This is a genomic window from Mesorhizobium atlanticum, assembly GCF_003289965.1.
GTDB lineage: Bacteria > Pseudomonadota > Alphaproteobacteria > Rhizobiales > Rhizobiaceae > Mesorhizobium > Mesorhizobium atlanticum.
Genome location: NZ_QMBQ01000006.1, coordinates 326,941 through 341,501 on the forward strand (window position 1 = coordinate 326,941; position 14,561 = coordinate 341,501).

General features: G+C 64.2%; 9 protein-coding genes. 5 read left to right on the top strand and 4 right to left on the bottom strand.

Translation table 11 applies throughout. The features are described from left to right. The first annotated feature begins 22 nt into the window (after positions 1-22). Positions 23-1,006, top strand: a complete 984-nt coding sequence (dgcA, locus tag DPM35_RS22345; protein WP_112129393.1) for an N-acetyl-D-Glu racemase DgcA — start codon at positions 23-25, stop codon at positions 1,004-1,006. Here dgcA and DPM35_RS22350 read toward each other — a convergent pair. Together DPM35_RS22350 and DPM35_RS22355 are read right to left on the bottom strand one after the other, a co-directional pair. After that, positions 977-2,191 carry an MFS transporter gene (locus DPM35_RS22350; RefSeq protein ID WP_112129394.1) on the bottom strand — a complete coding sequence of 405 codons (1,215 nt, stop codon included), beginning with the start codon at positions 2,189-2,191 and terminating at the stop codon, positions 977-979. The genes dgcA and DPM35_RS22350 overlap by 30 nt on opposite strands. A 207-nt stretch (positions 2,192-2,398) precedes the next feature. After that, positions 2,399-3,229 (bottom strand): UDP-2,3-diacylglucosamine diphosphatase, encoded by an 831-nt coding sequence (locus DPM35_RS22355; RefSeq protein ID WP_112129395.1) that lies wholly within the window; start codon positions 3,227-3,229, stop codon positions 2,399-2,401. A gap of 122 nt (positions 3,230-3,351) precedes the next feature. On the opposite strand from DPM35_RS22355, the gene DPM35_RS22360 reads away from it, so the two are divergent. Together DPM35_RS22360 and DPM35_RS22365 are read left to right on the top strand one after the other, a co-directional pair. Next, positions 3,352-4,131: an SDR family oxidoreductase gene (locus tag DPM35_RS22360; protein WP_112129396.1), complete on the top strand. Its 780-nt coding sequence runs from the start codon at positions 3,352-3,354 to the stop codon at positions 4,129-4,131. A 150-nt stretch (positions 4,132-4,281) separates the two neighbouring features. Then, positions 4,282-6,603 (top strand): NADP-dependent malic enzyme, encoded by a 2,322-nt coding sequence (locus tag DPM35_RS22365; RefSeq protein WP_112129397.1) that lies wholly within the window; start codon positions 4,282-4,284, stop codon positions 6,601-6,603. A gap of 9 nt (positions 6,604-6,612) precedes the next feature. Here DPM35_RS22365 and DPM35_RS22370 read toward each other — a convergent pair whose 3' ends face one another. Beyond that, complete coding sequence (locus DPM35_RS22370; protein WP_245431605.1) at positions 6,613-7,254, bottom strand: DUF1287 domain-containing protein; 642 nt, start codon at positions 7,252-7,254, stop codon at positions 6,613-6,615. A gap of 215 nt (positions 7,255-7,469) precedes the next feature. Here DPM35_RS22370 and DPM35_RS22375 point away from each other — a divergent pair, with 215 nt between their 5' ends. Then, positions 7,470-8,699, top strand: a complete 1,230-nt coding sequence (locus DPM35_RS22375; protein WP_112129399.1) for a DUF2865 domain-containing protein — start codon at positions 7,470-7,472, stop codon at positions 8,697-8,699. Here DPM35_RS22375 and gltX read toward each other — a convergent pair. Then, on the bottom strand, positions 8,617-9,990 hold the full coding sequence (gene gltX / locus DPM35_RS22380) for a glutamate--tRNA ligase (RefSeq protein WP_112129400.1): 1,374 nt from the start codon (positions 9,988-9,990) through the stop codon (positions 8,617-8,619). The two genes, DPM35_RS22375 and gltX, sit on opposite strands and share 83 nt — an antisense overlap. 713 nt (positions 9,991-10,703) lie before the next feature. Between gltX and DPM35_RS22385 the strand changes: the two genes are divergently transcribed. Continuing rightward, a complete protein-coding gene (locus DPM35_RS22385) occupies positions 10,704-14,480 on the top strand; it encodes a vitamin B12-dependent ribonucleotide reductase (RefSeq protein ID WP_112129401.1) in 3,777 nt (1,258 codons plus the stop codon). Positions 14,481-14,561 lie beyond the last annotated feature (81 nt).

Sequence of the window (14,561 nt, forward strand, 5' to 3'; positions counted from 1 at the left end):
CGCACAGCCGGAGAAGAAAATTATGGCGCGTGTCATTTCGGTCGAAATGGAGCGATTCCCGATCGCCGGCACCTTCACCATCTCACGCGGATCCAAAACCGAGGCCGAAGTCATCACCGTAACGATCGCTGACGGGGGACGTTCCGGGCGCGGCGAGTGCGTGCCTTACAAGCGCTACGGCGAAACCATGGAGGGCGTGTACGCCGCCATCGAGGCGATGCGCGACCACATCGCCGGCGGACTAGGCAGGATCGCGCTGCTCGATGCCATGCCGGCAGGCGCGGCACGCAATGCCATAGATTGCGCGCTGTGGGATCTGGAAGCCAAGCTGACCGGCACGCCCGTGGCGGCGGCGATCGGCGTCCTTCCGCCCAAGCCGCTGGAAACCGCCTACACGCTGTCGCTTGCCGAACCGGAAGCCATGGCCGCGCAGGCGCGCGCCAATGCCGCGCGGCCTTTGCTCAAGGTCAAGATCGGCGGCGACAACGACATGGCGAGGATACGCGCGGTGACACAAGCCGCCCCCAACAGCCGCATCATCCTCGATGCCAATGAGGGCTGGACGGACGAGACTATCGAGGCGAATCTTGCCTTCGCCGCGCAGCACGGCATCACACTCATCGAGCAGCCGCTGCCGGCGGGCAGGGACGAGATCCTGGGCAGGATAGCGCATCCGGTGCCGATCTGCGCCGACGAAAGCGTGCACGCGGCGAAGGACCTCGACGCGCTGGTCGGTCTCTACGACGCCGTCAACATCAAGCTCGATAAATCCGGCGGCCTGACGGAGGCATTGAGATTGCGCGACCGTGCCCGCGATCTCGGCTTCGGCATCATGGTGGGCTGCATGGTCGGCACCTCGCTCGCCATGGCGCCGGCGGTTTTGCTGGCGCAGGATGCGGACTTCGTCGACCTCGATGGCCCGCTGCTTCTCGCACGCGATCGCGAGCCCGGCCTCCTCTACCAGGGATCGCTGGTTTCACCCCCTGACAGAGGGCTTTGGGGCTGAGCGCGCGGCGAGACCGATCAGCACCATGCCGATGACCGCGATCGGGATCATCACCCAGAAACCGTCGACTCCCAAGCGGTCGTAAAGCGGGCCGGAAGCAAGCGTGACGGCGGCCATGAAGAAGCCGTTGAAGAAATAGGCGATGCCTTGCGCCGCGCCCGTGCGCTCCTCGGAAACCGTCTCGCCGATCATCTTTTGCAGGCCGATCAGCACCATCGCGACAGAAACTGAATGCAGCGACTGGACAAGGAAGAAGCCGGCGACACCTAGCCCGAGCGGCCAGACCATTGGAAAGGCGATCCAGCGCACGATCGAACCGATACCGGCGATCACCATCACCCGGACGACCGATGTGGAGGCGAAAATACGATTGAAGAACAAAAACATGCAGACCTCTGCGACCACGCCCCAGGCCCACAGGAGGCCAACAACGGAATCGCTGATACCGACTGACCTCCAGTAGATCGACACGAAACCGTAGAGGAAGGCGTGGCTGGCGGTGATGATGCCGACGCCGAGGGTGAAGTACAGGAAATAGGCGTTGAAAAGGGTCGGCGCCGACTGCTGGATGTCGGTAGCCGACAGTGGCGAGGCCTTGCGAGGCCGTCCCATACGTGGCGCCCACAGCCCCGCGACAAGCGCCGCGGCAAGGGCGACGAAGATGATGATCGGAACGACCTGAGGACCCGTGGCCGCCAAGATGAAGCCGCCCGCTATGTTGGCGCAGAAATAGGAGATCGAACCCCATTTGCGCATGGCGGTGTAGTTGGAGCCGAAGCGGCGCACACCCGACAACGCCAGCGAGTCGGCCATGGGCGAATGCGGCGTCCAAGCGATCGCGAGCAGCAGCGACACGGCAAGCACGCCGGTGTAGGTGGCCGGCAGGAAATAGCCGGCCGAAATGATCATCGTGGCCGCGACGACCGCGATATAGACGTTGGCGCGATCCTTCGCCCGGTCGGCCAGCGCAGTTAGCATCGGCGTGGTCACGACCCGCAGGAACATCGGCGCAGCAAGGATCACCGCGATCTGCTCGGCATGGAACCCCTTCGCCTGCAGCCAGAGCGGAAAGTAAGGCAGATGCGTGCCCTGCGGCACGAACAAGGTCGCGAAGATCAGGCTCATGCGCAGTTCGAAATGGCTGGGCTTGATACGTTGTTCGGGCGAGAGCGGCGGCAGCGACATGAATCGATCCAATTGCGCTGCAATCGACGGCCTGCAACGCGTCCGGATCCCTAACATGCGGCAAGGCAGGGCGGAACTGTCTGGACCAATCGATTGGCGGCAAAGCTGTTGAAGACCACGTCAGGCACGGAATATGCCGCGCTTCGGCTTCAGCGGACAACGCGCCAAGGGCTCGAACCGCAGCCGATCCCCGACCGGCAGGCGCGTTCAGGCAGCTCGCGCCGCCCTGCCCTTGAGGTCGATGATGTCGACCGGCACCAGCACGTCCTTGCCGGCCGAGGATTCGGGCAGCACATGCGCCCAGGTCAGGATTTCCATGCGGCCGTCGAAGTGCTCGACAACCGCCGTGCAGCTTTCCACCCAGTCACCGGTGTTGATGTACTGCACGTCGCCATAGCTTTCGATCGCGGCGTGATGGATGTGGCCGCAGATCACGCCGTCGACATGCGAGCGTCGTGCTTCTTCCGACAGCACCGTCTGGAACGAGCCGATGAAGTTCACCGCCTTCTTCACCTTGACCTTGGCCCAGGAAGAGAACGACCAGTAAGGCAAGCCGAGCAGATGGCGCAGCTTGGTCACGACGCGATTGATCAGCATCGCCGTGTCATAGGCATAGTCGCCGAGATAGGCGAGCCAGCGCTGGTTGTGCACCACCGTGTCGAACTGGTCGCCATGGATGACCAGCAGGCGCCGGCCGTCGGCGGTTTCATGGATGGCGCGGTCGGCAACGACGATGCCGCCGAAATGCACGCCCTGGAACTGACGCGCGAATTCGTCGTGATTGCCGGCGATATAGGTGATCGAGGCGCCCTTGCGCGCCTTGCGCAGCAGCTTCTGCACGACGTCATTGTGGCTCTGCGGCCAGTGCCAACTGCGCCGCAGCCGCCAGCCGTCGACGATATCGCCGACCAGATAGATGATCTCGGCGTCGTGATAGCGCAGGAAGTCGATCAGGAAATCGGCCTTGGCCGCTTTCGAGCCGAGATGCACGTCGGAAATGAACAGGGCGCGGAAAGTGCGGGACTCTAGGGCTGACATCGCGATTTTACCCTTTGCTTTCGCGTGCCTATGCCCCGATTCATGCAACAACCGTATGACGGTTGCGGTTGGTCCAGCCCAGGCGCTAGCTTGCGCGACCAAGGCATCAGGAGAAAATCACCATGGATCTCGGCATTCGCGGCAAGAAGGCCATCGTCTGCGCCTCGAGCAAGGGACTTGGAAAAGGTTGCGCCATGGCGCTGGCCGAGGCCGGTGCCGACCTCGTCGTCAACGGCCGCAACGCCGAGCTTCTGGCCAAGACCGCGCAAGAGATCCGCGAGAAATTCGGTGTCAAGGTGATCGAAGTTGCCGGTGACGTGTCGAAGCCCGAGGTGCAGAAGGCGCTGCTCGCCGCCTGTCCCGACCCGGACATCCTGGTCAACAACAATGGCGGCCCGCCGCTGCGCGATTTCCGCGAGCTCGACCGCGCCAAGATCCTCGAGGGCGTGACGCAGAACATGGTCACACCGATCGAGCTCATCCAGGCGGTGATCGACGGCATGGCCAAGCGCGGCTTCGGCCGCATCGTCAACATCACCTCGCTGTCGGTCTATGTGCCGATCCCCGGGCTCGACCTGTCTTCCGGCGCCCGCGCCGGTCTGACCTCGTTCCTGGCCGGCGTGGCGCGCACGGTGATCGACCGCAACGTCACCATCAACAGCCTGCTGCCCGGCAAGCTCGACACCGACCGGCTGCGCGGCCCGCATGAGGCAGGCACTCAGGAAGACCCGGCCGCGGCCGCCGCGCGCAAGGCCCGCATCAGCGCCGACGTGCCGGCGAAACGACTCGGCACGCCGGAGGAATTCGGCCAGATCTGCGCCTTCCTCTGTTCGGTCTATGCCGGCTACCTCACCGGCCAGAACATCCCGGTCGACGGCGGCCTTTACGTCAGCGCCTTCTGAGCATCGCCTGAAGCTCTCCAGCCAACCAGCTGGAATCGGTAGATTATTTCCGCTCCGGCATTGTGAAGCCGGAGCCTGCGATTTGCGGTCGCGAAAAATCGCGAGCGCATGCTAAAAGGCTCCAGACCAGTATCGCAGGGAGGGGCCGCAATGGACGGCGACAACAAGAAACCGGCTCGATCGGACCTCGACGAGGCCGCCCTCTTCTTCCACAAGCACCCGACGCCGGGAAAGCTCGAGATCCAGGCGACGAAGCCGCTCGGCAACCAGCGCGACCTGGCGCTTGCCTATTCGCCGGGCGTGGCGGCGCCCTGCCTCGAGATCCGCGACGATCCGACCACCGCGGCCGACTACACCGCGCGCGCCAATCTTGTCGGCGTCGTCTCCAACGGCTCGGCCGTGCTTGGGCTGGGCAATATCGGCCCGCTCGCCTCCAAGCCGGTGATGGAAGGCAAGGCAGTGCTGTTCAAGAAATTCGCCGGCATAGACGTCTTCGATATTGAGATCGACGCGCCGGAGATCGAGCGCATGGTCGAGACGGTGGCCGCGCTCGAGCCGACCTTCGGCGGCATCAATCTGGAGGACATCAAGGCGCCGGAATGCTTCGAGGTCGAGGAGCAGTTGAAGGCCCGCATGGGCATCCCGGTTTTCCACGACGACCAGCATGGCACCGCGATTATCGTCGCCGCGGCGGTGCTCAACGGGCTGGAACTGGCCGGCAAGACGATTTCCGACATCAAGATCGTCACCTCCGGCGCGGGCGCCGCCGCGCTTGCCTGCCTCAACCTTCTGGTCTCGCTCGGCGCCAAGGTGGAAAACATCTGGGTCACCGACCGTTTCGGCGTCGCCTACAAGGGCCGCGTCGAGGAGATGGATCGCTGGAAGGATCCTTATGTGAAGGACACCGAGGCGCGCACGCTGGCCGATGTCATTTCCGGCGCCGACGTGTTTCTGGGCCTCTCCGCCGCGGGCGTGCTGAAGCCGGAACTGCTGGCGCACATGGCACCGAAGCCGCTGATCCTGGCCTTGGCCAACCCCAATCCCGAGATCATGCCGGAAGTGGCGCGGGCCGCGCGACCGGACGCCATGATCTGCACCGGGCGCTCCGATTTTCCCAATCAGGTCAACAATGTGCTGTGCTTTCCTTACATCTTCCGCGGCGCTCTCGATTGCAGCGCCAGGGCCATCAACGAGGAGATGAAGATGGCGGCCGTGCGGGCGATCGCCGCCCTTGCCCGCGAGGAGCCTTCCGACGTCGCGGCACGCGCCTATTCGGGCGAGACGCCAATGTTCGGCCCCGATTTCCTGATCCCCTCGCCCTTCGATCCGCGCCTCATCCTGCGCATCGCGCCGGCGGTGGCAAAGGCCGCCTGTGACACCGGCGTCGCGACACGGCCGATCGCCGACTTCGCCGCCTATATCGACAAGCTCAACCGCTTTGTCTTCCGTTCCGGCCTGGTGATGAAGCCGGTGTTCTCATCCGCGAAAATGTCGAGCGCCAAACGCGTCATCTACGCCGAAGGCGAGGACGAGCGCGTGCTGCGCGCAGCCCAGGTGGTGCTGGAGGAAGGTATTGCCGAGCCGATCCTGATCGGCCGCCCGCATGTCATCGAGGTGCGTTTGAAACGCTACGGGCTGCGCATCAGGCCGGGCGTCGATTTCGGCCTGATCAATCCCGAGGACGATCCCCGCTACCGCCACTATGTCGATCTGCTCATCGAGCTCGGCGGCCGGCGCGGCGTAACCACGGAGGCCGCCCGCACCATGGTGCGCACCGACAATACGGTGATCGCGGCGCTTGCCCTGAAACGCGGCGACGCCGACGCCATGATCTGCGGCCTGGAGGGCCGGTTTGCCCGCCACCTGCGCAATGTCGCGCTGATCATCGGACCACGCGCGGGCGTGACAGACCGCGATCTCTCGACCCTGTCCATGCTGATTTCGCAGCGCGGCATCATTTTCCTCACCGACACCTATGTCTCCATCGATCCGTCGGCCGAGGAGATCGCCGAGATGACCGTGCTGGCGGCCGAGGAGATCAGGCGTTTCGGCATGGAGCCCAAGGCTGCCCTGCTCTCCTTCTCGGATTTCGGTTCGCGCGACGCGCCGAGCGCGCTCAAGATGCGGCAGGCCGCGGCGATCCTGGCGCGCATCGCGCCCGACCTGCAGTGCGACGGCGAGATGCATGCCGATACGGCACTGTCGGAGCATCTGCGCCAGCGGGTCTATCCACATTCGCGGCTAAAGGGCGAGGCCAATTTGCTGGTCTTCCCGAACCTCGATTCGGCCAACATCACGCTGACGGCGCTGCGCGCCATGATGGATGCGCTGCATGTCGGGCCGATCCTGCTCGGCACCGACAAGCCCGCGCATATATTGACGCCGTCGGTGACCTCGCGCGGCGTGGTCAACATGACCGCACTGGCCGTCGTCGAGGCGGCGCACAAGGCGCAGGCGCTCGCTCCGATCTGACTATGTTGCTCAGGTTGGCGCGAAGCGGAAATGCCCCGTCCGCCTGAAGACGTAAAGCGTGTCCTCTTCGCGGGCGCCCTGGCCGATATTGTGAATGACCAGCGGCCGCTCCGGCGCCTCGGTCGAGCGGTTGGACGAGACGATGGCGATATGCGTCAGATTGCCGGGCAGAATCTGGGTGACCAGATCGCCAGGCTGATAGTCGGCGGGATCGTCGCTGACTGGCACCGCCGCGCCGCGCCGGGCGAGGAAGACAGCAAGGTTTGGCACCCGGCGGTGATCGATGTTGGTGTCCGTCGATTTCATGCCCCAGGCCTTCGGATAGGCGGCGAAATTGGCCGCCATGTCCTCATGCACCAGCTTTTGCAGGTCGAGCCGGAAGGCGCGGCGATAGGCGCGGATGACGACATCCGTGCACACGCCCCGGTCCTGCGCGACATCGCCTCCGGGATAAGCGAGACGGACATAGGTCGGGTCGTAGAGCGTGGTGACGCCGATCTGCTCGCGCGCGGCGTTGACCAGCCTGCCAGGCCATTCAGGCGTGGCGATCTTCGCCATCGCCTCGGGCGTGGCGATCTTCGCCATCGCCCCCGGAATGGCCAGGCACAAAAGACCGAACTGCAATGCACTTCGACGGGTAATCGGAACCATGTGTCTCCCTCGCCCCGGTGCCGAATTGGCGAAATTGATGTTGCGCGAAAGCGTCTTTTTTAGGCTCCGGTTCTGCGGCCGGCGATGGGAGGTTGTGTTTTCGGTTGAAAACGCCTCGCGCCGAGTTGCCGTTGGGCTCAGTCACGCCGACTCTGGCATAGTCGATTAACCACGGCAGGATAGCTTCGGGGTCAAACGGCGATTTGGGGTTTCGGATGAGAGGCGTGAGGCTGACCCACCTTGTGGCGCTGCTCGCAGCGCTTGCGGGTTCAGCCTTCGCCGTGACCGAAGCCCAGGCGGCCTCGCGCACCTGCAGGCAGCTCGAAGCCGAACTCGCGGCGACGCGCGGGGATGGCGGCGGACCGGGCCTAGTCCGCAAATATGATGACGCCATCGCGCGCCAGCGCGAGCAGCTTGCCAAGGCCCGCGGCCGGGCAAGCGATGCCGGCTGCGGCTTCACGCTGTTTTCCCGCAATGTCAGCCAGTGCGCGGCGATCAACGCCTCGATAGAGCGCATGAACGCCAATCTCGACACCTTGCAGGCAAAGCGCGAGCGGCTTGCCGCCGGTGGCACGCGGCGCGACCGCAGTCGCATCCTGGCGGCACTTGACGCCAACAACTGCCGCGACGACGAGATCGCGCCACGACGGGCGCCGCTTCAGGAGGCTTCCCGCGACAATGGCGGCGGCAATCTTTTCGAGCAGCTTTTCGGCCGCCAGGACGAGCAGCTCGAAGCACCTGATGCCCCCGATATGCCGGACGCGGCGGACGCGCCGCTTGATGATCCTAGCGTGCGCAACATCCGCCGCGTCATCAACCAGCCGGACGGCATGGACCTGCCAAGGCTCGGCGGCGAGTTCCGCACCATGTGCGTGCGCACCTGCGACGGCTATTTCTATCCGATGTCCAACGCCGCCTCCGTAGGCGATTTCGAACGGGACCAGAAGAATTGCGAATCGAGCTGCCCGGGCACCGAGATGCAGGTCTTCTATTCGCGTGGGATGGACGACGATTCCGGATCGATGACCTCCTCGGTCACCGGTCAACCCTACGCCTCGCTGCCGACCGCCTATCTCTACAAGCAGGCCAATTATTCTCGGCCGCCGAGTTGCGGATGCAACGCGCAAGCCGGCAATGGCAATTTCACGATCATCGGCGGCAACCCGCCTAACCCCGAACAGTCGCAGCCGGAAGGCGGGGCAATGCCCTTCATCCCGGTGCCGGCGAACAAGCCAGATCCCGGCGCCGATCCTGAAACACTCGCCAATGCCGAAGGCGGGCTCGACCTGGGCGCGATCAAGCGGCTGACCACCAAGGTGCCGGTGTCGCCGGCCTCGGCGCTGCCGCCGGATCAGCGCAAGGTCAGGGTCGTCGGGCCAGCGTTCCTTCCCGACCCATCAGCGGCAATAGATCTGAAAGCTCCGGCCCCGAAGTCCGCCCGGTGAGCGCTAGTCTCAGCGGCATGAACAGCGGCTTGCCCTTGCGCCCGGTCGCTTCCCTGATCTTGCCGGTCCAGTCCTTCCAGACCGTGCCGTTCCACGGCTCCTCCGGCAGCAACTCGAATGCCTGGTGGAGGAAATCGCGGTCCTCGCCGGAAAACTCGGCCGGCTCCTGCGGACCCTCGTTCAGGATACGCCACCAGGCTACGGCGTCCGACAGGCGGTCGAGATTGCCGCGCACCGCCAGCCAGAAAGGCTCGGCCTTGTCGCCGGAAATGCCCAGCACCATAAGCCGGTCGCGCGCCTCCTCGAACGACATTTGATGCATCAGCGCGCGGTTGAGCACGAGAAGCTCATCCGGATCGAACTTGGAGGCGGACTTGGACGTCGCCGCCGGGTCGAAATGGCCGGCAAGCTCGTTGAGGTCATGCGCCGCCGTGACATTTTCCGAGGTGCCGACGAGCACCGCCAGCGAGGCGACCGCCATCGGCTCGATCCCGTCCTCGCGCAGGCTCTCGATAGACAGCGCGCCGGTGCGCTTCGACAGCCCCTCGCCCGTGGTCGTGGTGAGCAGATTGTGGTGGCCGAAGACCGGCGGCTCGGCGCCGAGAGCCTTGAAGATTGCGATCTGCACGCCGGTATTGGTGACATGGTCGTCGCCGCGGATGACATGGCTGACGCCCATCTCGATATCGTCGACCACCGAAGGCAGCGTGTAGAGGTAGGTGCCGTCCTCGCGCACCAGGATGGGGTCCGACAGCGAGGCGAGATCGACCGTCTCCTCGCCGCGCACCAGGTCGTTCCAAAGCACATCCGTGCGCTCCGGCTGCAGCGGATCGCTGGTGAAATTGGGCAAAAGGAAGCGCCAGTGCGGCTTGCGCCCGTCCGACTGGTATTCTGCCACCTGCTCCGGCGTCAGCGTCAACGCCTCGCGGCCATAGACCGGCGGCAGGCCGCGCGTGCGGCGCACCTTGCGGCGCAGATCGAGCTCTTCCGGCGTCTCGTAGCAGGCATAGAGCACCCGCGCCGCCTTCAACCGCTCGACCGCCGCGTCGTAGATTTCGAAGCGGCGCGACTGGTACTCGGTGACATCCGGGAAGATGCCCAGCCAATGCAGGTCGTAAAGGATGGAGTCGGCATATTCCTGCTTCGAGCGAGCAATGTCGGTGTCGTCGAAGCGCTGGATGAAACGGCCCTTGTTGTTCATGGCGAAAAGCCAGTTGAACAGCGCGGTGCGCGCATTGCCGATATGGATGCGGCCGGTCGGCGATGGGGCGAAACGGACGGTGACTGTCATGAGCGGGGCGTAGCGGATGCTTTTGGTGTTGACAAGGCGCGCCCCCCGCGCGAACGCAACAGATAGTGCAAGCCAGCTAAAATGAAAAGCCGCTGGCCCGACACGCTTCGCGGCAGCCTGATCAACCGCGTCAAGTGCCCCGGGACCCGGGCTTCGCATGTCCCCGTTATCCACATATGTGACACACAAGATGTTGGGGTCACAAAACCTACAAAAACGAATCCTTGACGGGTCGGAACGAGTCGCTTTTTATAGGCCATGCGCTCCTGTTGCGGGCGTGACCGGAGAGTTTCGAGGCCGGTCTTTTTTCCCGGATTTTGTGCGTTTTGCCCGAATTTCCGCCTGTTTACGAGGCCGGCGGAAGCGTTGGGATCATTGGGGTTTGGGTGGGCGAAAGGGAGAATTGTCGGCCTGGAAAAAATGATCTGTTAACACTATATTTAGTGTTTGCAGGCAGGCTCGACGCTAGATAATGTGAACCTCCCTCCATGGAGGGAATCGACCAAAGTTTCAGTTTAGGGACCCGCGAGGGTCGGCCTGCAGCCCGGGCAAATGCCTGGGAAAGCGTTCTGCTGCCTGCATGCCGGCGCCTGCGACGAGGAGAGTGCCGGCGCTGCTCGCAATGCCGGCAAACGGCGGACTGCGCTTTTCGCCATGTGGGGCAGAAATCCCCGGGGAAAGGCGCTATATATAGACACAAAGGGACCGGACCAATGCGCATCGAGCGTCGCTTCACCAAGCCAGAACAGTCTGCCTATGCGGAGATCGAATTCCGCAAGGCCCTGTCGGAGATCAAGAATCCCGACGGCTCGGTGGTGTTCCGCCTCGACAACATCGATGTGCCGGCGCAGTTCAGCCAGGTCGCCGCCGACATCCTGGCCCAGAAGTATTTCCGCAAGGCCGGTGTGCCGGCGCGGCTGAAGAAGGTCGAGGAGAACGACGTTCCCTCCTTCCTGTGGCGCTCGATCGCCGACGAGGCCGAGCTCGCCAAGCTGCCCGAGGCAGAGCGCTACGGTTCGGAAACCGACGCCCGCCAGGTCTTCGATCGCCTCTCCGGTACCTGGACCTATTGGGGCTGGAAGGGCGGCTACTTCAAGTCGGAAGAGGACGCGCGCGCCTTCCGCGACGAGCTTGCCTACATGCTCGCCACCCAGCGCGTCGCGCCGAACTCGCCGCAATGGTTCAACACCGGCCTGCACTGGGCCTATGGCATCGACGGTCCGAGCCAGGGCCACTTCTATGTCGACCCCTTCACCGGCAAGCTGACCAAGTCGAAGTCGGCCTATGAGCATCCGCAGCCGCATGCCTGCTTCATCCAGAGCGTGCAGGACGACCTCGTCAACGAGGGCGGCATCATGGACTTGTGGGTGCGCGAGGCGCGCCTGTTCAAATACGGTTCCGGCACCGGCTCGAACTTCTCGATGCTGCGCGGCGAAGGCGAGAAGCTGTCCGGCGGCGGCCGCTCCTCCGGCCTGATGAGCTTCCTCAAGATCGGCGACCGGGCGGCCGGCGCCATCAAGTCGGGCGGCACGACCCGCCGCGCCGCCAAGATGGTCATCGTCGACGCCGATCACCCCGACATCGAGCAATTCATCGACTGGAAGGTCAATGAAGAGCAGAAGGTCGCCTCGCTGGTGACCGGCTCCAAGATCGTCAAGAAGCATCTCGAGGCGATCATGAAGGCCTGCGTCAATTGCGAAGGCAATGGCGACGACTGCTTCGACCCGGCGCTGAACACCGCGCTGAAGCGGGAAATCAAGGCAGCCAAGAAGGACGCCGTGCCGGAGAACTACATCTACCGCGTCATCCAGTTCGCCAAGCAAGGCTACACCTCGATGTCGTTCAACACCTACGACACCGACTGGGATTCGGACGCCTATCTCACCGTCTCGGGCCAGAACTCCAACAACTCGGTGTCGCTGAAGGACAATTTCCTGCGCGCCGTCGAGGCCGATGGCGACTGGCAGCTCACCGCCCGCAAGGACGGCAAGGTGCTGAAGACGCTGAAGGCGCGGGATCTGTGGGAGAAGATCGGCTACGCCGCCTGGGCGTCGGCGGATCCCGGCCTGCACTTCAACACGACGATGAACGACTGGCACACCTGCGCTTCCGCCGGTGCGATCCGGGCCTCCAACCCGTGCTCGGAATACATGTTCCTCGACGACACGGCCTGCAACCTCGCCTCGATCAACCTCCTGCCCTACCGCAAGGAAGACGGCACGATCGACATCGCCGCTTACGAGCACACCGTTCGGCTGTGGACCGTCGTGCTCGAAATCTCGGTGATGATGGCGCAGTTCCCGTCCAAGGAGATCGCCAAGCTCTCCTACGACTACCGCACGCTCGGCCTCGGCTACGCCAATATCGGCGGCCTGCTGATGACCTCGGGCATTCCTTACGACTCCGACGAGGGCCGCGCGATCTGTGCAGCACTTACCGCCATCATGACCGGCGTCGCCTATTCGACCTCGGCCGAGATGGCCGCCGAGCTCGGCGCCTTCCCGGACTATGACCGCAACGCCCAGAACATGCTGCGCGTCATGCGCAACCACCGCCGCGCCGCTTATGGCGACAAGGACGGCTACGAAAAACTCGCCGTCAATCCGGTGCCGCTGGTCGCCTCCGACCTGAAGCAGCAGGCGCTCGCCGAGCATGCCCGCGGCGCTTGGGACCGCGCCATCGAGCTCGGCGAGGAGCACGGCTACCGCAATGCGCAGGCGACCGTGATCGCGCCGACCGGCACGATCGGCCTGGTCATGGACTGCGACACCACCGGCATCGAGCCCGATTTCGCCCTGGTGAAGTTCAAGAAGCTCGCCGGCGGCGGCTATTTCAAGATCATCAACCGCGCCGTGCCGGAAGCGCTGCGCACGCTGGGCTATTCCGAAAGCCAGATCGCCGAGATCGAGGCCTATGCCGTCGGCCACGGCAACCTCAACCAGGCGCCCGGCATCAACCCGTCCTCGCTGAAGGCCAAGGGTTTCACCGACGAGAAGATCGCGGCGCTGAATGCGGCGCTGAAGTCGGCCTTCGACATCAAGTTCGTGTTCAACCAGTGGACGCTCGGCGCCGACTGGGTGAAGGAGACGCTCGGCTTCACCGACGAGCAGCTCAGCGACTTCTCTTTCGAGATGCTGCCGGCGCTGGGCTTCTCCAAGAAGGACATCGACGCCGCCAACATCCATGTCTGCGGTGCGATGACGCTGGAAGGCGCGCCCTTCCTCAAGGCCGAGCACCTGCCGGTGTTCGACTGCGCCAGCCCCTGCGGCAAGATCGGCAAGCGCTCGCTGTCGATTCAGAGCCACATCCTGATGATGGCGGCGGCGCAGCCCTTCATCTCGGGCGCCATCTCCAAGACCATCAACATGCCGAACGAGGCGACGGTCGAGGACGCCAAGAACGCCTACATGCTGTCCTGGAAGCTGGCGCTGAAGGCCAACGCGCTTTATCGCGACGGCTCGAAGCTGTCGCAGCCGCTCAATGCCTCGCTGCTCGCCGATGGCGAGGAGGACGAGGACGAAGCGGTCGAGCAGCTGGTCGCGGCACCGGCGGCGCAGCGCGCCGTGCAGGTGACCGAGAAGATCGTCGAGCGCGTCATCGAGCGGCTCTACCGCGACCGCGAGAAACTGCCGAACCGCCGCAAGGGCTACACGCAGAAGGCGGTTGTCGGCGGCCACAAGGTGTATCTGCGCACCGGCGAGTTCGACGACGGTCGCCTCGGCGAGATCTTCATCGACATGCACAAGGAAGGCGCTGCCTTCCGCGCCATGATGAACAACTTCGCCATCGCCATCTCGCTCGGCCTGCAATATGGCGTGCCACTCGACGAATATGTCGAGGCCTTCACCTTCACCAAGTTCGAGCCGGCCGGCATGGTGCAGGGCAACGACGCGATCAAGAACGCGACGTCGATCCTAGACTACGTGTTCCGCGAGCTCGCCGTCTCCTATCTCGGCCGCCACGACCTTGCCCATGTCGACCAGTCGGACTTCGACAAGACGGCGCTCGGCCGCGGCATCACCGAAGGCAAGGCGACGCCCTTCTCCAAGGGCCTCTATCGTGGCGCCTCGCCGGTGAAGCTGGTGAGCGGCATCGGCAGCGAGCCCAAGGGCTTTGGCGGCTCAACGTCGACGCCGGCCCCTGCCCGCGCGGCGCCGACCGCCTTCGCCGGCTCGAACGTGCTGGCGCTGAAGCCGGCCAGCGACGAGGCGCTGGCCTACAAACGCGACTATGAGGAGCGCGCCAGGGAACTGGCCGAGGACATGGTGGAAGAGGAAGCCGAGGCCGCCGGCGGTGCCGAGGCACTCTTCACCGACGCTGCAGCGAATGAAGCGGCCGAGGCGAAGAAGCTCGCCGCGACCCGCCGTCAGCAGTCGCTGCTGCAAGGCTACACCGGCAACGAATGCTCCGAGTGCCACAACTTCACCATGGTGCGGAACGGCACCTGCGAGAAGTGCGACACGTGTGGTTCGACGAGCGGGTGCAGCTGAGAATCTGAACTGCTAAAACGCAACATCATCGGCCCGGTCGTAAGATCGGGCCGATTTGCTTGGGAGATCAAAGGTCAACAG

Excerpts from the sequence above, each read along its gene's own strand:
- DPM35_RS22385 (WP_112129401.1), top strand. The coding sequence starts at position 10,704 with ATGCGCATCGAGCGTCGCTTCACCAAGCCAGAACAGTCTGCCTATGCG.
- DPM35_RS22375 (WP_112129399.1), top strand. The coding sequence starts at position 7,470 with ATGAGAGGCGTGAGGCTGACCCACCTTGTGGCGCTGCTCGCAGCGCTT.
- DPM35_RS22350 (WP_112129394.1), bottom strand. The coding sequence starts at position 2,191 with ATGTCGCTGCCGCCGCTCTCGCCCGAACAACGTATCAAGCCCAGCCAT.
- DPM35_RS22360 (WP_112129396.1), top strand. The coding sequence starts at position 3,352 with ATGGATCTCGGCATTCGCGGCAAGAAGGCCATCGTCTGCGCCTCGAGC.
- DPM35_RS22355 (WP_112129395.1), bottom strand. The coding sequence starts at position 3,229 with ATGTCAGCCCTAGAGTCCCGCACTTTCCGCGCCCTGTTCATTTCCGAC.
- DPM35_RS22365 (WP_112129397.1), top strand. The coding sequence starts at position 4,282 with ATGGACGGCGACAACAAGAAACCGGCTCGATCGGACCTCGACGAGGCC.
- dgcA (WP_112129393.1), top strand. The coding sequence starts at position 23 with ATGGCGCGTGTCATTTCGGTCGAAATGGAGCGATTCCCGATCGCCGGC.
- gltX (WP_112129400.1), bottom strand. The coding sequence starts at position 9,990 with ATGACAGTCACCGTCCGTTTCGCCCCATCGCCGACCGGCCGCATCCAT.
- DPM35_RS22370 (WP_245431605.1), bottom strand. The coding sequence starts at position 7,254 with ATGGTTCCGATTACCCGTCGAAGTGCATTGCAGTTCGGTCTTTTGTGC.